Source organism: Streptomyces sp. JW3, from assembly GCF_052216785.1.
Taxonomy (GTDB): domain Bacteria; phylum Actinomycetota; class Actinomycetes; order Streptomycetales; family Streptomycetaceae; genus Streptomyces.
In genome coordinates this window covers 1-16,197 of the sequence record NZ_JBQOUX010000017.1, presented here as the reverse complement: position 1 = coordinate 16,197, position 16,197 = coordinate 1, and the positions used below count along the sequence as shown (strand labels likewise).

General features: G+C 69.2%; 18 protein-coding genes, 1 other RNA gene and 3 pseudogenes. 8 read left to right on the top strand and 14 right to left on the bottom strand.

All coding sequences use genetic code 11. The features are described 5' to 3' along the window. Positions 1 to 61 precede the first annotated feature (61 nt). On the top strand, positions 62 to 940 hold the full coding sequence (locus tag ACTT8P_RS10060) for a hypothetical protein (protein WP_442831205.1): 879 nt from the start codon (positions 62 to 64) through the stop codon (positions 938 to 940). Between the two features lie 64 nt (positions 941 to 1,004). Here the strand turns inward: ACTT8P_RS10060 and ACTT8P_RS10055 are convergent. Beyond that, a pseudogene (locus tag ACTT8P_RS10055) lies at positions 1,005 to 1,244 on the bottom strand (DEAD/DEAH box helicase); the annotation flags it as partial. Further along, positions 1,243 to 1,449, bottom strand: a pseudogene (locus tag ACTT8P_RS10050) (hypothetical protein); the annotation flags it as partial. The pseudogenes ACTT8P_RS10055 and ACTT8P_RS10050, both read right to left, overlap by 2 nt. A gap of 296 nt (positions 1,450 to 1,745) precedes the next feature. Between ACTT8P_RS10050 and ACTT8P_RS10045 the strand changes: the two are divergent. Continuing rightward, the gene (locus ACTT8P_RS10045; protein WP_442831204.1) at positions 1,746 to 2,018 is read left to right on the top strand and encodes a type II toxin-antitoxin system Phd/YefM family antitoxin; all 273 of its coding nucleotides are present in this window, start codon (positions 1,746 to 1,748) and stop codon (positions 2,016 to 2,018) included. Next, entirely contained in the window at positions 2,015 to 2,272 is a 258-nt protein-coding gene (locus ACTT8P_RS10040; protein WP_442831203.1) for a Txe/YoeB family addiction module toxin, read from the top strand. The genes ACTT8P_RS10045 and ACTT8P_RS10040 overlap by 4 nt, the downstream gene beginning before the upstream one ends. Here ACTT8P_RS10040 and ACTT8P_RS10035 read toward each other — a convergent pair. Together ACTT8P_RS10035 and ACTT8P_RS10030 are read right to left on the bottom strand one after the other, a co-directional pair. Next, positions 2,250 to 4,442, bottom strand: a complete 2,193-nt coding sequence (locus ACTT8P_RS10035) for a tetratricopeptide repeat protein (RefSeq protein WP_442831202.1) — start codon at positions 4,440 to 4,442, stop codon at positions 2,250 to 2,252. The two genes, ACTT8P_RS10040 and ACTT8P_RS10035, sit on opposite strands and share 23 nt — an antisense overlap. Further along, entirely contained in the window at positions 4,439 to 4,855 is a 417-nt protein-coding gene (locus tag ACTT8P_RS10030) for a hypothetical protein (RefSeq protein ID WP_442831201.1), read from the bottom strand. The genes ACTT8P_RS10035 and ACTT8P_RS10030 overlap by 4 nt, the downstream gene beginning before the upstream one ends. Positions 4,856 to 5,082: 227 nt before the next feature. Here ACTT8P_RS10030 and ACTT8P_RS10025 point away from each other — a divergent pair, with 227 nt between their 5' ends. Further along, on the top strand, positions 5,083 to 5,352 hold the full coding sequence (locus tag ACTT8P_RS10025) for a hypothetical protein (protein ID WP_442831281.1): 270 nt from the start codon (positions 5,083 to 5,085) through the stop codon (positions 5,350 to 5,352). Beyond that, positions 5,345 to 5,983 (top strand): DUF6879 family protein, encoded by a 639-nt coding sequence (locus ACTT8P_RS10020; protein WP_442831200.1) that lies wholly within the window; start codon positions 5,345 to 5,347, stop codon positions 5,981 to 5,983. Before ACTT8P_RS10025 ends, ACTT8P_RS10020 begins: the two co-directional genes overlap by 8 nt. Before the next feature lie 26 nt (positions 5,984 to 6,009). Here the strand turns inward: ACTT8P_RS10020 and ACTT8P_RS10015 are convergent, their stop codons facing one another. The 3 genes from ACTT8P_RS10015 to ACTT8P_RS10005 form a co-directional block, all read right to left on the bottom strand. Continuing rightward, positions 6,010 to 6,858, bottom strand: a complete 849-nt coding sequence (locus ACTT8P_RS10015; RefSeq protein ID WP_442831199.1) for a hypothetical protein — start codon at positions 6,856 to 6,858, stop codon at positions 6,010 to 6,012. Positions 6,859 to 6,924: 66 nt separating this feature from the next. Next, positions 6,925 to 7,134 carry a DUF397 domain-containing protein gene (locus ACTT8P_RS10010; RefSeq protein WP_442831198.1) on the bottom strand — a complete coding sequence of 70 codons (210 nt, stop codon included), beginning with the start codon at positions 7,132 to 7,134 and terminating at the stop codon, positions 6,925 to 6,927. After that, positions 7,131 to 7,961 carry a helix-turn-helix domain-containing protein gene (locus ACTT8P_RS10005; RefSeq protein ID WP_442831197.1) on the bottom strand — a complete coding sequence of 277 codons (831 nt, stop codon included), beginning with the start codon at positions 7,959 to 7,961 and terminating at the stop codon, positions 7,131 to 7,133. Before ACTT8P_RS10005 ends, ACTT8P_RS10010 begins: the two co-directional genes overlap by 4 nt. Before the next feature lie 137 nt (positions 7,962 to 8,098). Here ACTT8P_RS10005 and ACTT8P_RS10000 point away from each other — a divergent pair, with 137 nt between their 5' ends. Next, positions 8,099 to 8,560, top strand: a complete 462-nt coding sequence (locus tag ACTT8P_RS10000) for an ATP-binding protein (protein WP_442831196.1) — start codon at positions 8,099 to 8,101, stop codon at positions 8,558 to 8,560. Between the two features lie 8 nt (positions 8,561 to 8,568). On the opposite strand, the gene ACTT8P_RS09995 is transcribed toward ACTT8P_RS10000, so the two are convergent. From ACTT8P_RS09995 to ACTT8P_RS09970, 6 genes and pseudogenes are all read right to left on the bottom strand, one after another. Then, positions 8,569 to 9,360: a hypothetical protein gene (locus ACTT8P_RS09995; protein WP_442831195.1), complete on the bottom strand. Its 792-nt coding sequence runs from the start codon at positions 9,358 to 9,360 to the stop codon at positions 8,569 to 8,571. A gap of 126 nt (positions 9,361 to 9,486) precedes the next feature. Then, on the bottom strand, positions 9,487 to 10,968 hold the full coding sequence (locus tag ACTT8P_RS09990; RefSeq protein WP_442831194.1) for an alpha/beta hydrolase: 1,482 nt from the start codon (positions 10,966 to 10,968) through the stop codon (positions 9,487 to 9,489). 99 nt (positions 10,969 to 11,067) lie between these two features. Beyond that, positions 11,068 to 11,715: a GOLPH3/VPS74 family protein gene (locus ACTT8P_RS09985; protein ID WP_442831193.1), complete on the bottom strand. Its 648-nt coding sequence runs from the start codon at positions 11,713 to 11,715 to the stop codon at positions 11,068 to 11,070. A 13-nt stretch (positions 11,716 to 11,728) separates the two neighbouring features. Next, complete coding sequence (locus ACTT8P_RS09980; RefSeq protein ID WP_442831192.1) at positions 11,729 to 12,403, bottom strand: DUF3159 domain-containing protein; 675 nt, start codon at positions 12,401 to 12,403, stop codon at positions 11,729 to 11,731. A gap of 781 nt (positions 12,404 to 13,184) precedes the next feature. Further along, an RNA gene (gene rnpB / locus ACTT8P_RS09975) (RNase P RNA component class A) lies at positions 13,185 to 13,597 on the bottom strand. 33 nt (positions 13,598 to 13,630) lie between these two features. Beyond that, positions 13,631 to 13,819 (bottom strand): annotated as a pseudogene (locus ACTT8P_RS09970) (Uma2 family endonuclease); the annotation flags it as partial. 124 nt (positions 13,820 to 13,943) lie between these two features. Here ACTT8P_RS09970 and yaaA point away from each other — a divergent pair. Next, the gene (gene yaaA, locus ACTT8P_RS09965) at positions 13,944 to 14,726 is read left to right on the top strand and encodes a peroxide stress protein YaaA (RefSeq protein ID WP_442831191.1); all 783 of its coding nucleotides are present in this window, start codon (positions 13,944 to 13,946) and stop codon (positions 14,724 to 14,726) included. A 70-nt stretch (positions 14,727 to 14,796) separates the two neighbouring features. Next, the gene (gene eda / locus ACTT8P_RS09960; RefSeq protein WP_442831190.1) at positions 14,797 to 15,465 is read left to right on the top strand and encodes a bifunctional 4-hydroxy-2-oxoglutarate aldolase/2-dehydro-3-deoxy-phosphogluconate aldolase; all 669 of its coding nucleotides are present in this window, start codon (positions 14,797 to 14,799) and stop codon (positions 15,463 to 15,465) included. Here the strand turns inward: eda and ACTT8P_RS09955 are convergent. Next, the coding region (locus ACTT8P_RS09955) for a histidine phosphatase family protein (protein WP_442831189.1) at positions 15,451 to 16,197 on the bottom strand (747 nt) is incomplete at its 5' end. The genes eda and ACTT8P_RS09955 overlap by 15 nt on opposite strands.

Here is a 16,197-nt window from a genome sequence, read left to right as displayed (position 1 = left end):
GGGTCGGAAAGCCGGCCCCGTCGCGTGGTGGCCGGCAGCGACGGAGGAGATGGGGTCTCGTATGCGCAGCAGGGGGACGAAAACCACGAAAACCACCGCGATCACGATTGCCGCGCTGCTGGGAAGCGCCGTCCTCGCCGGATGCGGTGCGGACGGTGAGCCCAACGCACGGGAAGGCAGCGCGTCGGCCAGCGCGAGCAGCAGCCCGGGCGCCCAGGAACCGGGCACGGCGGAGGTACGGGCGGCCTACCACAAGACGGCCGAGGCCGAGTCGGCGCGGACGACGATCGACATGGAACTCGCCGCCGGGGACCGGACGGTCACGACCGAGGGCGAGGGCGTCATCGACCTGGCCGAGGGCGAGAGCGTCATGACCATCACCGCCGAGGACACGGCCATCGAGCAGCGCGTGGTCGACCAGGTCCTCTACCAGAAGGTCCCCGGCCGGCAGGCGTCGGCCGGCAAGCCCTGGATCAGCGTCGATCTGGAGAAGGTCGCCGCCCAGCAGGGCCTGAGCACCCAGGGGATCGGCGACCCGGCGCAGACCGCCGCCTACGCGAAGGCGATCACCGACCAGGACGTCACCGAGGTCGGCCCCGAGCAGGTCGGCGGCGTCGACACCACGCACTACAAGGTCTCCGTGGACGTCTCCCGGCTGCCGGCCGGCGATCTGCTGGCCGGGCAGCTCGGCCCGACACTGCCGATGCAGGTGTGGCTCGACGACGAGGGCCGGCTGCGCCGCCAGCAGATCGACATCACCGTCGAGTCCCCGGCGTCGGCATCCGCGAAGGCCGGCGGCGCGTCCCCGGCGCAACTGAAAATGAGCACGGTGATGACCTTCTCGGACTTCGGCACCGAGGCCGACGCCAAGGCCCCACCGGCCACCCAGGTGACCGACGTGACCGACCAGGCACTCGATGGCACCCAGGGGCGGGGCTGAGCCAGTCCTCCTGGGAGCTTCGCGCTCTCAGGGAGATGCCCACGTCCGTGCCTGGTCGTCCGATTCAGCCGTCGTACTGAAAGCGCGTCGGCTCCTCGAGCACCGAGCGGGCACTGCCGAAGTCCGCTAACCGGGCCGCCACCGTGGCCACGGCGAGGCGTTCTGGGAGGGCGGCGGAGAACTTCAGGCCCCGTACGGCCCGACGGTCCACGTCGGGCAGGACCAGCTTCTCACCGACGTCGTCGCGGGCCGCGCGCCAGTCGGCCGGTGTGAGGTTCTCGCGCAGACGCAGCCAGCTGTCGGTGCAGGTAGGCCGCCTTGGAGCGGTGCCCATCGAGCGAGGACTTGATGAGCGCCAGCGCCTCGTCGAAGTTCTCCAGCAGCCGCTCGGTGACGACGTAGTCCGCGAGCGCGTTCCGGGCGCCCTCGGAGGTCGTCGCCTCGGCGAGGGACAGCACGAAGTCCGATGTGGAGATGGACTTCTTGATGTCGATGACATCGCGGAGCAGGGGCGGCTGCTGTGCCTTTACCGGTCACGCTCTCCATCTGGTGGTTTTCCGCCACCGCTCGTTCTCGATCGTGCGCGGGACGTCCGCTACCGGTCCGACCGCCGGGCAGGCGCGCTTACTCCCCCTCTGGGCTGTATACCTGCCTCCGCCCCGATCGATCAACCGGCGGTCTGCGCATCAAGGACCATGGGGACCGAATCAGGACTCCCGGCAACATCTCACTCTCCGACTCGTACGAGAAAGTCGTACCGTCGCAGTACCATGTTCCGGTACCACCAGGAGAGAGGGTGCCGCAGATGACCATAAGCGCCAGCGAGGCCCGCAAGGACCTCTTCCCGCTCATCAAGCGCGTCAACGACGATCACGCCCCGGTGCGCATCAGCTCCAGGAACGGCGACGCGGTGCTGATGTCCGCCGAGGACTACGACTCCTGGCAGGAGACCGTCTACCTGCTGCGTTCCCCCGCAAACGCACGCGCCCTCATGGAGGCCGTCGCACGGGACAGAGCCGGCGAGACCGTGGTCACCAGGAGCCTGACCGAACTGGAAGAGCTGGCGGGTGACGGGTGAGAAGCGTCCACTTCGACCCGGCCGGATGGGAGGACTTCCTGTTCTGGCTCAGCTCGGACCGCGCCATGGCCCGCAGGATCACCCGGCTGATCGGAGAGATCCAGCGCACCCCCTTCGCCGGGATCGGCAAACCGGAACCACTGAAGGGCGACCTGTCCGGCTACTGGTCACGCCGTATCGACGACGAGCACCGGCTCGTCCACCGGGTGGACGAGAAGGAAGTCAAGATCCTCAAGGCCCGCTACCACTACTGAGACCGCCGTTCCCGTCACTGCGTCCGCCTGACCGGTACGTGTCCAGCAGCCGCCGGCCCGCGACCGTGAAGGGGTGCTCAGGCCCCAGACCGCGTTCCCGCCGGGCGACGACGTCGGTCATCAGCCCGATCGCCTCGTCCCGATGGCCGAGCGCGGCCCGGGTCCGGGAGAACAGCTGCCGGGCCGCGAGTACCAGGGGGTACTCCGGCCCGAAGCGCCGCTCGTATGCCTCGGCGACCAGCCGGATCTCGCTGTCGGCCTCGTCGAACCGGCCCAGGAGGTACAGCGCCCACGCATGGTTGTGCCGGGCGCCCAGTGTCACCGTGTGCTCGGGGCCGAGCAGCCGATCGCACTCCGCGGGCAGCGAGAGCAGCGCACCGTCCTCCTCGGTGACCACCTCGGCCGCGGGCAGCATCTCCAGCAGACTGGCACGGGCCCGGAGGGTCAGCGGATGCGCGGGCCCCAGGGCCGAGCGCCGGCCGACGGCCGTGGCCCTGAGCAACGCGACCGACTCCTCCCGCCTCCCGAGGTTGGCCAGCACGAGCTGAAGTCCGTAGGACGTGTCCAGGGTGTCGGGGTCGTCGGCTCCCGACAGGTCTTCCTGAGTGGTACGGACCCGACGCAGCAGTGCCTCCGCCTGCGCGAACCTGCCCAGCCGGAACAGTGCCCGTCCGCTCCGGGAACGGATGGCCAGAACCATACGGTTGTCCGCGCCGAGCCTGCGCTGCCCGAGTTCCGCCGCGGTCCGTGCCGTCTCCCAGGCCGAGAGGTAGTCACCGGTCCGGTGCAGGGCGACCGACAGCCGCGTCGCGACGGCCAGGGCGTCGGCTGCGGCCGACAGCTCGCCGACGTGCCGCAGCAGGGCCAGCACGTGCGGCACCAGCAGCCGCAGTCGCGGCTCGTGCGGTCCGGCGTCGGGCACGGCGGGCACGGCCGCGTCGAGGAGCCGGACGGCCACCGTGTCGAGAGCGGGCGCCAGTTCGGCAGGGGTCGCCGCGCAGACGCTGTCGAGCAGGACGCCGTGGCTCTGCACGCACCGCAGGCCGACGACATCGACCAGCTCCGACAGCGACTGGTCGAGCAGGGCCCGCAGCGCCGTCTCGGTACGGGCCCGGGGAAGGACACCGCCGATGCCGTCGTGGTTGAGCAGGACCAGCGGCAAGGGCTCGGCGGCGAACCGGGCCAGCAGTCTGAGCAGGACCACCGCTTCGGGCAGCCCGCGGGCCTCGAACGTGTCGAGGGTCAGCTGCCAGGTCAGGCCGACCAGGTGCCGCGGGTCCGCTTCGGACAGCGCGTCGGCTCCGCGGTCTATCAACTGGACCCGTTCGTCTCCGTCCAGTTGATGCCCGTAGGCGTCCATCGTCCAGGGGTCGAGCACTTGGTGGGAGAGGAAGCCCCCAGCCAGGGTGAGGGCGAGCGGCAGCCGCCCGAGCCGGTCCGCGATCCGCGCCGCCTGCTCCGTCGTACCGCTGTGCGGGGCGAGGTCGCGCAGCACGAGCGCGGCGTCCTCTCGCGGCAGGACACCGATGTGCTGAAGCTCGGCCCCCGGCCACCAGCGGGCCGCCGCCCGGCGAGTGGTCACCACCACGATGCCGCGCGGGCTGCTGCGCAGCCAGCTGCCGTCGCGCAGGATCTCCGGCTCGTCGGCGTTGTCCAGAACCAGCAACCACGGCTCGGCGGAGCGGTCGAGGTACCGCCAGACGAGGTCGGCGGCGGGACGGAGACCGTTGCGGGCGGCCAGCAGCTCACCGTCACTCGCCCCCCGGTCGGCGGCCACCGCGAGCATGCCGCCGCGCAGGCTCGCCCGGTCGGCGGCGTTGACCCACAGGGCGGTCCGCTCCTGCCCGCCGGCCACCTCCTGGAAGAGAGCGCACGCGACCGCCGTCTTGCCGGAGCCACCCATGCCGTACAGCACATAGACCTCGCCACCCTGCCCCTGAGCGACGCTCACCCGCAGACGTGCCATCACCTCGCTGCGGTCCCGCAGTACGGCGGGAGGCCGCCCCACCGCCGGGCGGCGCACCGAGTCCGGACCGCTGGGCCCGGGGCCGTCACCGCCGTGATGGTGGTGTTCGTGATGTTCGTGGTGCTCGTTGATGTGCTGGTCACCGGATGACTGGAAGACCCGTCCACGGTCCTCGGCGTGACCGTCCATCCCACCCGTCGTCATCGCTCTGCGATGCGCTGGTCTCGTCCCGCTTGATAAACGCGGGCCTGGCCGGAAGCGGTGGCGTGCTGGGTGATCTCGATCTGCCGGGCGGCCGAGCCGCCGGGGTCGAGTTCGTCCAGCAGCCGGCGCAGTTCCGCGACGGCGTCGGGTCGGGCGACGATCAGCCGCCGCACGAAACCCTGCCATTGCAGGCGCAGTTCGTCGAGTGTCTGCTGATCCTGGGCCGTCACAGCAGCCAGCACGTCCTCACGGCCCGCCTCCAACTCGGCGACCACGGCCTCCGCCCGCTCGGGCTGCATCCGACGCCAGAGCTGCGCGAATCCGTCGCGCGTGCGCTGCCAGGCGTCCGCTGCCATCAAGGTGACCAAGGTGGTTCCCGCGCTCTGTGCGAGCGAGGTCACAGCCGGGTCCACAGTCGCCCTCCGTTCACTCGATTTGCCGCCCGCACCGCAGAAGAAACGTGCCTGTCAGGCATTAGCATGATTTTCTTTCCAATCAATATCATCTTATCTCTGCGCAACATGAGACATGAAGGAGCCAGTCTTCGCCAATACCCTAGCGGGCCGGGTCCGACACATGGCCAGGGCAGCCAGTTGCGGGCTACAGTAGAGCCTCCCGATCAATCGAGGGGGCGATGAACATGGTCAGGCCGTGGGAAGCCGATCCGGACGCGCATTTCAAAAGGCGTTTGGGAAAAACACCCCAGGAACTCGGGAACACAACGGGAACTCCTGAATGTCCCGACATCTGGGAACTCACCAACGGGGACATCGCTGTCATCGGCCGCGACCTGACCGCATCGCTCGGCGCGAGCCTCCCCGAGGGGGTCTCGATCGGCTCGGACGAACGCCTCGTGGTCATCCCCAGGAACATGCTCATCGCGGCGAAACCGGACATCCCCAGTGTTTGACTCTTTCTACACCGGCACCGGCGAGCGCCTGGACCGCCCCACGTACCACGCGGATCTCGGCCGGATCTACACCAGTGGCATCGGCTTCCTGAACAAGCTGGAACGCGGCCAGCACTTCGCGGAGCGCGGCTTCGCCAGCTGGGAGGCGTTCGCCGAGGGCGACTGGGAGAGAGCGGTGCGTCTGGCCGACGAGGGCCGCGAGGAGCACGCACAGGAACTCCGCCGGGCCAGCCAGCTCGGAATTTCCCACCGTCGCCTACGCGTGGTGGAATTCCCGGTCACGCCGTATGTGCAGTGGGAGTTGTTCGTCCTGCGTGTGCGTGTGGAGGTGGGCGATGACATCACGGTTCTCGACGCCCGGGTGATCGCGGACGTCGAGGAAAGTCACCAAGTGCCGGAAGTGGTCGTTCTCGGCGACGCGGTGATGTACGAGGTCGTTTACGACGACGATGGAAACGCGGACGGAGCCAAGCGGTACACCGATCGGTCGCTGATCCGGGAAACGAACATGGGCTTCGACGCGCTTTATGAGCGCGGTGAGAATTTTCAAGCATTCTTCGAGCGGGAGATCGCCTCCCTGGCGCCGCCCCGAGTTTCCGGTGCTCCGACAGGTTCTCGCGGCTCGCGGTGATCACCGCTGCGGTAGCGGTTGCGCTGTCAGGACTGAGGCTTCTCCAGCTCGCCGGCAACAGCGTCAGAGAACGACTCGTGTTCTTCTACGACTTCACCCTCGAGTACATCGTCATCAGACACTCGATGTGACGGTTCAGCCAGTGGCAGGCCGGCGAGGTGCTTCTTGAGCCTCTTGGCCATCGGCAGGTAGGTCGCGAGGGTGAGTCCGCCGGAGACGGCGGCTCCTACGAGAGGGATGGCTTTCGAGACGGTCGTCGCGAAGGACTGCGTCGTCATCCTGACACCGAGGTAACCCGCGACTCTCTTCACCAGGGGGTAGACAACCCCATGCGTGAGTGCCTTCTGGGGCAGCTTCTTGGCAACCTGCTCCGCCATCAACCCCGCAACTTTCCCTACCGCGACGTTCGCCGACTTGGTGCCGAACATTACGCCGAAGAACAGCGTGAGCACGCCCTTCGTCGCGTCATCGACGTCATCGCCCTCACCGGAGAACAGATCGGGCCAGCTGTAGAGGTAGGCGAGCTTCTGCGAGATACGCAGCATGTGGCCGACGTACTGTGCCGTGTCGGCCGGCACCGTGGCGGGAAGGGCGAGGATGCCGGGTATCCCGGCGGCGGCCGAGAGGGCACTGACCTTGGCCGTCTCGTAGCGGATGGAGTCGTTGGCCACCTTGTCGAGGACCTTGGTACTGATGCCCGCCGCAGCGGGAGTCTCCTCCACCGCCCTGCGGATGTCGTCCTCCGAGCAGTGCCGAGCCAGCGCACTGCGGAGGTACGCCTCCCGCTGGATGCGCACGCCCGGAAGCTTCGCCGCCGCCAACAGCAGCGTGAAGAAACGCGATTCGGGGTTCTTGACCTCTTTACCCTGCTTCATGGCAGGAACCTACCGGAGCGCGGACCTACGCAGGGCCCTCGGCGCCGGCCGAGGACCCTGCCCCGGTCAGCGGGCCGCGAACCCGACGAACGCGGTCCACGCCGTGGGCTGCACGGTGAGTGCGGCGTGGGCCGTGTCCTTCGAGTCACGGACGTGCACGCGGCCGCTGCCGGGGGTGGCGGCGACCTCTATGCATTCGCCGCCCGAGCCTGTGCTGTAACTGCTCTTGAACCAGGCCGACTCAGGAACCGGCTTTACGAGCTTCTGGGCGTTCATCTCTCTCCAAGCAACTTCTCGATGAGGGTCAGCGACTCGCGCGGAGTGAGCGCCTGGGCCCGGAGGATGCCGTACTGCTCCTCGATCTCCCGGACCTGCCTCCGCTCCGTGTAGAGACGGCTGTCCTTGTACGCCTCCACGTAGGCGATCCTCTGCCCATCGTGCGTCTCGATCAAGGTGAAGGGACCCTCCAGCCCAGCGTGCTCGTCCCGCTCGATCGGCATCACCTGGATCTCCACGTTTCGCCGCTGTCCGTGCAACAGGACTTGCTCCAACTGGCCTTGCATCACGGCGCGTCCGCCAAGCGGGCGCCGTAGAACGAACTGTTCGATGACAAAGCTGACAGTGGGCAGAAGCGGCCCAGAAAAGATCTCCTGACGCGCCAGGCGAGCCGCCACCCTCTGATTGATGATCTCCTCGTCCAGCAGAGGGCGCCACATGGAGAACACCGCCCGCGCGTACTCTTCCGTCTGGAGGAGCCCTGGTACAGCCTTGGTCGCGTACACGTGCAGGGCCGCCGCCTTGGCCTCCAACCGCGCCGCGTCGCGAAAGAACGCCGGATACTGAGCCCGAGCCACCTCCTTCTTGCTCGCCTTCAACACCCCGCACGCTTCCAGCACCTCATCGGCCCGGTCGATGAACTTCGGCGGCGGGATACGTCTGCCCTGTTCGAACGACGCGATCGTGGAGGCCGAGTACCCGGTCAGGGCACCCAGCCTCGCCCGGTCCATGCCCGCCCGCTCCCGGAACAGCTTCAACTGCCGCCCGAACACGCACAGAATGCCCGTCCCGAACTCGTACTCCGGCTGCTGAACCTCGTCGTCCACGCCGCAACTCCTCCCGTACGACCCTCACCGTCACTGGACGCACCTCGCGTACAGACGCACCGGCGACGTGTACAGCCCGCACCCGTCAACGCATCGCCGCTGTTCAACGCTACTCGCTGTCCGCGACCGTTTACTCCATGAAGTCAGCATCTCCCCCGAACGGGCATCCGCCACAGCCCCGCTTCTCAGCGCGCACCTTCACCATGCGCTTCACCTCGACACCCCGCGGTGCCCGCCTCGCCCGCCGACTGGTCTCACACCGCCTGGCCGACTGGGGCCACCCGTACCCGACCCCGGTCAACGAAACGCTCACCCTCATCACGGCGGAACTGACCGCCAACGCCGTGCAGCACGGCCACGTCCCCGGCCGGGACTTCCAGTTGCACCTCACTCTGACCGAGGACGTCGTCCGCGTCGAGGTGACGGACACCCGCGCGGACTCCCAGCCCCCGCCCACTGCTACGACCCCCGACACCACGTCCGAGTCCGGCCGCGGCCTCCTCCTCGTCACCGCCCTCGCGGACGACTGGGGCGTCGTGCCCCGCCCGGCTGCCCCTGGCAAGACGGTGTGGGCCGAGCTGTCGTTGTGGCGGAACTGAGTCGCCGGTCAGCCGCCTTGATAGATCGCGGTGCACAGCAGCGTGGCGCCGTCGTCCACCAGGGCGGCCCAGTAACGCGTCTGGTCGCCTGCCGCTCGACGGCAGTTGTTCGCGTCGGCGCCCGCCGGAGCCCGGTAGACACCGGTGATCTGCATGATCTGGTTGTACGGGGCGGGCACCGGCGCGCGTCGGCAGTCCACGGCCGTCAGCAGGGCGAGGGGGATCGAGTCGCCGGACTGCTGACCGAGCAGGCAGTAGGTGGCGTGGTAGATGCGGCTGAGGCAGAGCTTCGTGGTGTCGCCGGTGGTGGCGGACCGGTAGCTCCAGTACGTCTTGCCGGGGCTGATGGGGCAGTCCGTGTCGGTGGCGGTCACCTGGACCTGCGCCTGCTCGCCGGCGCAGGACACCGGGTCCGGCGGAACGTCCACGTTCCAGTCGACGCGGATGGTGCCCCCGCGGCCGGTGTCGTAGACCGCGAGGCAGTCACCGGCCGAGAGGGCCTTGAACGACTCCTCGGTGGGATCCGAAGGGGGCGTCGGCGGGTCGGAAACGGGTTCGGGATCAGGCTCGGACCCGCCGGTACGCCCCTCCCCGGCGTCAGGCTCGTCGGGGACCTGGGCAGCCGACGAAGGCGTGTACGGGGTCGGGCTGGAACTGGACGGAGGCGAGTCGGTCAACAGTTCCTTCAGCTCCGACGCGTCGCTCACGCCCAGCCAGACCAGAATCGACAGCACGGACGCGATCCCGCCGAACAGCGTCCACCACTTGGCAGCGGCATGATCCTCGGATGCGCCTGCCACACTGCCCTCCCCCCGCCGAGGCCCAGGCGATATTAACCACTTCGGCGCCGCCAGGAGTCGCATACCCGGTATCCCGCCCCTGCTGGGCGGCGGACGAGTCGGGCTGTACCCGGGGGACTTCCCGTGTCAGTTCTTCTCGCAGGCGATGTCCTGTGCGGGACGTTCGCCCGTGAGGAGGAACTCGGTCACGATGTCGTTGGCGCACTTGTTGTCCAGGTACTTGTACGCGAGGTGCCCACCCTGATCGGCTGTCACCATGCGGGCCCGGTCTCCGAGGGCCGCACGCATGTCGCGTGCACCCGACAGCGGTGTCGCGTTGTCGCGCAGGTTCTGGAGCATGAGTACGTTCGAGGGGCCGTTGTCGGTGATCTTGACAGGGGCCTCGACGGGCTCGGACGGCCAGAACGCACAGGGCGTGATGTCGGCCCCGGCGGCGCCGAACATGGGGAATCGCTTGCGATCCTCTTCCACGTTCCGCGCGTATGTCGCGATGTCCTCCGGCCAGTCGGAGTCGTTGCAGATGACGTGCATCTGACTGGCCAGGTAGTTGTCCGACGGAATCCCGGAGGATTCGGCCGTCGCCTCCCCCTCCGCGTCGCCCGACGGCTTGGGTACCGGCTTGCCGGTGTCGAGCGCCTTCCATATCGCGGCGAGGTTCGGGAGTTCGCTGTCGTAGTAGAAGCTGCTGAACGTCACCTGGCGGAAAGCCTGGCCCGTGTAGCCTTCCGGACTGGGCTTCGCGTCCAGTTCTTCGGCGAGTTCGAAGTACTTCTCCTCAACGGCTTCCGGGGTGTCCCCCAGACCGTACTTCTCGTTCTGGGCGGCGGCGAACTTCGCGAAGTCCGGGAACCGATTCTGGAAACCCTCGCCGAACTTCCGTACGAACGCCTCATCCCAGCCGCCGGGCCCCGTGACGCTGTCGAGGAAGAAGCGGTCGCTTCGCTTCGGGAACATGGTGGTGTAGACGGAACCGAGGTAGGTGCCGTAGGAGATCCCGTAGTAGGAGATCTTGGACTCGCCGAGCGCTTCGCGGACCCGGTCCAGGTCGCGCGCGGTGTTCGCGGTGGTGATGTAGGGCAGGATGCCGGCGGTCTTGGACTTGGCGCACTTCGCCGCGACGGCTCGCACCCGCTTGGCCTCAGCGGCGACATCGGTCTTGTCGCGGGCGTACGTGGGTATGTTGCTCGGGTGCTCCGTCAGTTCGAGTCCGCAGGTGACCGGCGTGCTGTGGCCTACGCCCCGGGGGTCGACCCCGATGACGTCGTAGGTGTCGAGGACGCTCTGGGGGACGCCGAGCTTCTTCAGGGTGGCCGGCATGGCGAGCGTCTGTCCACCGGGGCCGCCGCTGTTGGTCAGCAGCACGCCATGACGCTTGTCGGGGTTCTTGCTCGCCAGACGTGAGATGGCTATATCGATCTTCTTGCCCCCGGGTTCCCGATAGTCGAGGGGAACCTTCAGCGTGGCGCACTCGACTCCCGGTGCGGCGACGTCTTTCGGGCACTCGCCCCATTGGAGGTCTTCTTCACCCGCGTCGGCCGACGCGCACCCTGTCAGGGACAGCGTCCCCAGCAGAGCGGCAGCGAGTGCGGAAGTGAGGGGTTTCCTCATAGTGGCCCTCTCTTTTGATGTGGAGTCGGACTGGTTGCTCGTGGGGTCTGCGGGAACCATGTGGTCGCCTCGACTGCGGCACGAGGCGGGGCTCACCGCTCAGCCGCCTCCGGTGACCTGGTTCGACAGGTAGGTGTCGTGCAGTGCTTTGCGCAGGCCGGGAAGGGCGTCGTCGACACGTGCGGTGAGCGTCGTGAACGCTTCCTTGTGCGCGCGCCTTTCCGTGCGGGTGAAGACGCTGTTCATCTCCACCTCGGCGGCGAACACCGCGGTGACCGCGTCGGGCAGGGGAAGCCGCGCGGCCCGGTCGGCCCCGCTCAGCACGGTGTCGCGCAGTTCGTCCCGCAGCGCCACCACCGGACCGGTGTCGTCCAGGGTGACGCGGTCGACGGGGAGCACACCGAGGCGCTTGTGGCGGCGCACCGTGATCGTGCCGGTCGCGGCGAGTTGGTCGCGGACAGGTTCTTGCGCGGTGTGCGCCTTGTGGTGGACGAGTGGGAGCCAGCGCCGGGGTTTGTCCGGGGGCACGTCGTTCCAGACGTCGGCCAGAAAGGGGTCCGACGGCGGCTGACCGGGAGAACGGACGATCTTGCCGCTCACGGTGGTGAGCTTGCCGTCGAGGGTGAGTTCGGCGAGCGCCGCGGCGCGCAGCACGGCGCCGCGCCCGTTGTGGTCGGCCAGCTCGAACTTTCCCTTGTCGAAGGAGTAGCAGAGCAGGAAGAGGCGTTGGGCCAGGGTCTGGGTCACGGTTCTCCTCGGGTCAGGCACGATCGGCGAGCTGTTGTGGCGCGGGGGCCTTCAGCCGCTTGGCGGAGAGGCGGCCGGCCCACAGGACGGTCAGGAGGGCCAGGGCGAGCAGCGGATAGCCCATCAGGATGCGCATGACGGCCAGCCAGCCGGTGCGGTCGTCGTCGTAGAGGTACTGCCAGACGATGCTGCGGGCCGCGAAAACGGCCGTCAGGGTGAGCGTGGCGATGTCGTAGGCGCGGCGGGAGGGCTTGTCGCGCAGCCAGGCGGTTCCGGTGCCGTTGAGCGCGCCCCAGACGATGCCGGCCAGCGGGCGACGCACGAGGACCGAGACCAGAAAGACCAGAGTGAGCGCGATGTTGCTCCAGATGCCCGTCAGGAAGAAGCCTCTGGCCGAGCCCGTCTTCCACGCGACGAACGAGGCGACCGCGACCCCGAACAGGCCCGACAGCGCCGGCTGCAGCGACTCCTTGCGGACCAGGCGCGCCACCGAGATCGCCAGGGCGACGCCTACCGCGGTGCAGATGGCGGGAACCAGCCCGAGAGCGGAGTTGGCCAGGACGAAGGCCACGATCGGCAGGGCCATGTAGACCAGGCCCGTCATGCCGCCCATCTGTTCCAGTGGCGTCTGCTTCGGCGGCGGGTGCGCAGGGCCGTCGGAGTTGGTGGCCGTGGGTTGTTGACTCACTGCATGTCCGTGCTCAGTCATGTGCGATCAACTCACAGGTAGCTGTTCGAATGGGTGGGGGGGGGGAAGCAGAGGCATGCTGTCGCCATTTGCGCTGGACGGCTTATTGCCCCGGTCGCTCAGCGAAGCGATTTCCCTCGCCCTGAAGATTCATTCCAGGATTCCCATGGCGCATGGTTCCGGCGTCGGTCACCGAGGGCGCACCATGCCCCGGCACTCCTGACTCGATGCCACGAAAGTGCAGGTCAAGGCTGGTCGGGGGGCGTCGGGGGGGCTACGTCCGCGACCACATCCGATGACGAATGCGGCGCTTGCCATCAAATGACGCAGTCATTGATTCACGTTGCCCGCAAACCTTTCGTGCCCGCGTCGGCGATCATTTACAGGACACCATTCTAAGGCTTTTAGGCGAACATCACCGACGCGAAGACCCTCGACTGCGTGTACCCGTCACCGGCGCGCACGGGCGGTGTTTGCGGTGTTTTCAACCACTGCCGGAAGAGGCGAGCGGCTACCTCCTTGACCGTGGCGCCGGTGGCGCACAGCTCGTCCGCGGTCCGTCGGGCGAACGCGTCGATGCCGGACGCGGACAACGACGCGCGTGCAGTGCGCCTCCACGTGTGTGACGGCCTGCCGGTAGTGGTCCTCGTCTCCGGTGACCGCCCTCGCGTGCAGGCCGCGATGCCAAGGCCCGAGTGGAAGTCGGTGTGCGCAGCGGCCGTCGAGCAGCGGTCAGCGCGGCCGGGCGGTGACCCAGTCCGAGGTGAAGCCGCAGGGGCGGCAGACGAGTCGGGCTGTACGCCGGGTTCTGTTCCGGAAGGTCCTCGCGGACCGTCCGGCGACGGCCATCCATCTAGGACCGGCGTTGCCACCGGCCTCCAGCGGTCTACCCGCGGACTCGGGCGGGCCGCCCTCGATCGTCCGCGCAGAGGCACCTGTATTCCTACAGGTGCCCCCTTCTTGACCTTGCTCCGGGTGGGGTTTACCTAGCTGCCCAGGTCGCCCTGGGCACTGGTGGTCTCTTACACCACCGTTTCACCCTTACCGAGGACCGAAGTCTCCGGCGGTCTGCTTTCTGTGGCACTGTCCCGCGGGTCACCCCGGGTGGCCGTTAGCCATCACCCTGCCCTGTGGAGCCCGGACGTTCCTCGGGAAGCCCCGTAAGGGACTCCACGCGGCCGCCCGCCCGGCTCGTCTGCCGTGTCGACCATGGTACCGGGCCGGACGTCAGAGGAAGTCCGCGGTGTCCAGGTCGAAGGCGAAGGGGTCGGGGAGCGGGAGCAGCTTGCCGAGGGAGCGTGTGCAGTGGTCCCGGTAGTCGTCCCGGTGATCGACCCGCTCCGGGTCACTGAACAGCGTGATCGACGAGTCCTCCCGGTCGACGAGGAGGTAGAGCGGGATGCCGCCGCGCCCCTCCTTCGGTCGCTCGCCAGAGTGAGACATCGGAGGATCACCTGTCGCCGGGATCGGGAACCGTTCCCTCGATCGTGACACACAGCCGGGCCGTAACCTGGTCGGCAGTTCGATCGAAGGAGTACATGTGCTGGTCCTGCTGCCGCCGTCCGAGGGGAAGGCGTCGTCCGGGCGGGGTGCCCCGCTGAAGCCGGAGTCGCTGTCGCTGCCGGGGCTCGCCGGGGCGCGGGCCGCCGTGCTCGACGAGTTGGTCGAGTTGTGCGCCGGGGACGAGGAGAAGGCCCGGGACGTGCTCGGGCTGAGTGAGGGGCTGCGCGGTGAGGTCGGGAAGAACGCCGGGCTGCGGACGGCCGGGGCCCGGCCCGCCGGGGAGATCTACACCGGGGTGCTGTACGACGCTCTGGATCTGGGGTCGCTAACGGCGGACGCCAAGCGGCGGGCGGCGCGGTCCTTGCTCGTGTTCTCCGGGTTGTGGGGTGCGGTCCGGGTGACCGACCGAATTCCCTCCTACCGGTGCTCGATGGGGGTGCGGCTGCCGGGGCTCGGGGCGCTCGCCGGGCACTGGCGGGCGCCGATGGCCGAGGTGCTGCCCGCGGCCGCCGGTGACGGGCTGGTGCTGGACCTGCGGTCGGCGGCGTACGCGGCGGCCTGGAAGCCCAGGGGTGAGGTGGCCGGGCGGACGGCGACCGTGCGGGTGCTGCACGCGCCCACCCGCAAGGTGGTCAGCCACTTCAACAAGGCGACCAAGGGGCGGATCGTGCGGAGTCTGCTGGCGGAGGGGGTCGCGCCCGCCGACCCGGCCGGGCTGGTGGAAGCGCTGCGGGACCTCGGGTACGTGGTGGAGGCGGCGGCGCCCGGGCGGGCGGGGCGGGCCTGGGCGCTGGATGTGCTGGTGGACACGGTCCACTGAATGCCAGCAGTTCATTGCAGTATGCGCAATGGGCTTTGCGCATGTTGTCGTGCGCGGGCACGATGAGCCCATGACCTCCGCCTCCGTCGCCGCCTCCGACCCCGACTCCGCGCCTTCCGTGCTTGATCTCGCTCCCGTCGTTCCCGTCGTGGTCGTCGAGGACGTCGCCGATGCCGTGCCGTTGGCTCGGGCGCTGGTGGCGGGTGGGCTGCCCGCCATCGAGGTCACCCTGCGGACGCCGGCCGCGCTCGACGCGATCCGGGCGGTCGCCGAGGAGGTGCCGGAGGCGGTCGTGGGCGCGGGGACGGTCATTGCGGCCGGACAGGTCGAGGCGGTCGTGGCGGCCGGGGCGCGGTTCCTGGTCAGCCCGGGGTGGACGGACGCGCTGCTGGCGGCGATGCGGGCGTCCGGGGTGCCGTTCCTGCCGGGGGTGTCGACCACGTCGGAGGTGGTGGCGCTGCTGGAGCGCGGGGTGCGGGAGATGAAGTTCTTCCCCGCCGAGGCGGCGGGCGGCACCGCCTATCTCAAGGCGCTGGCCTCGCCCTTGCCGCAGGCGCGGTTCTGCCCGACCGGCGGGATCACCCTCGCCTCCGCCCCCGGCTACCTCTCCCTGCCCAACGTCGGCTGCGTCGGCGGGAGTTGGATGCTGCCCGCGGACGCGGTCGCCGGGCGGGACTGGGCGCGGGTGGCGGCGCTGGCCCGGGAGGCGGCGGGGCTCGGCCGCTCAGCGCAGGTGTGAGGTGTCGTTGAAGAGCCGGACGCTGGCGCCGCCGTCGGCGTAGTAGGCCACCGCCGACAGGGAGGCCGCCGACAGTTCCATCCGGAACAGGGCCTCGGGCGGGGCGCCGAGGGCGAGTTGTACGAACGTCTTGATCGGCGTCACGTGGGAGACCAGCAGGACCGTACGGCCCGCGTACGCCGCGACCAGTTTGTCGCGGGTGGCGGCGATCCGGGCGCCGGTCGTGGCGAAGGACTCGCCGCCGCCGGTGGGTTCGGCCTGCGGGGAGGCGAGCCAGGCGTTCAGGTCGTCCGGCCAGCGGTCCCGTACTTCGCCGAAGGTCAGACCCTCCCAGGCGCCGAAGTCGGTCTCGCGCAGGCCCTCCTCCACGGTGACGTCCAGGCCCAGCCGGGCGGCGACGATCGCGGCGGTCTCCCGGGTGCGGGCCAGCGGGGAGGTGACGACCGCCTCGACCGTGCCGCGCCGGGCGAACGAGGCGGCGGCCTTCTCGGCCTGTCCGCGGCCGACGTCCGACAGCGCCGGATCGCTGCCGCCGCTGCCCGAGAAACGCTTCTGCGGGGTGAGCGGGGTCTCGCCGTGCCGGAGCAGTACGAAGGTGGCGGGGGCGCCCAGGTCCGGGGGCCCCCAGCCGGGGGCGGCGGAGGCGGCGGAGCCGGCGGAGCCGGCGGGGACGGCGGAGCCGGCGGGGACGGCGGAGGCGGCGGAGGCGGCGGGGACGGCGGAGGCGGCGGA

Excerpts from the sequence above, each read along its gene's own strand:
- ACTT8P_RS10060 (WP_442831205.1), top strand. The coding sequence starts at position 62 with ATGCGCAGCAGGGGGACGAAAACCACGAAAACCACCGCGATCACGATT.
- ACTT8P_RS10045 (WP_442831204.1), top strand. The coding sequence starts at position 1,746 with ATGACCATAAGCGCCAGCGAGGCCCGCAAGGACCTCTTCCCGCTCATC.
- ACTT8P_RS10035 (WP_442831202.1), bottom strand. The coding sequence starts at position 4,442 with ATGACGACGGGTGGGATGGACGGTCACGCCGAGGACCGTGGACGGGTC.
- ACTT8P_RS10025 (WP_442831281.1), top strand. The coding sequence starts at position 5,083 with ATGGTCAGGCCGTGGGAAGCCGATCCGGACGCGCATTTCAAAAGGCGT.
- ACTT8P_RS10015 (WP_442831199.1), bottom strand. The coding sequence starts at position 6,858 with ATGAAGCAGGGTAAAGAGGTCAAGAACCCCGAATCGCGTTTCTTCACG.
- ACTT8P_RS10010 (WP_442831198.1), bottom strand. The coding sequence starts at position 7,134 with ATGAACGCCCAGAAGCTCGTAAAGCCGGTTCCTGAGTCGGCCTGGTTC.
- ACTT8P_RS10000 (WP_442831196.1), top strand. The coding sequence starts at position 8,099 with ATGAAGTCAGCATCTCCCCCGAACGGGCATCCGCCACAGCCCCGCTTC.
- ACTT8P_RS09990 (WP_442831194.1), bottom strand. The coding sequence starts at position 10,968 with ATGAGGAAACCCCTCACTTCCGCACTCGCTGCCGCTCTGCTGGGGACG.
- eda (WP_442831190.1), top strand. The coding sequence starts at position 14,797 with ATGACCTCCGCCTCCGTCGCCGCCTCCGACCCCGACTCCGCGCCTTCC.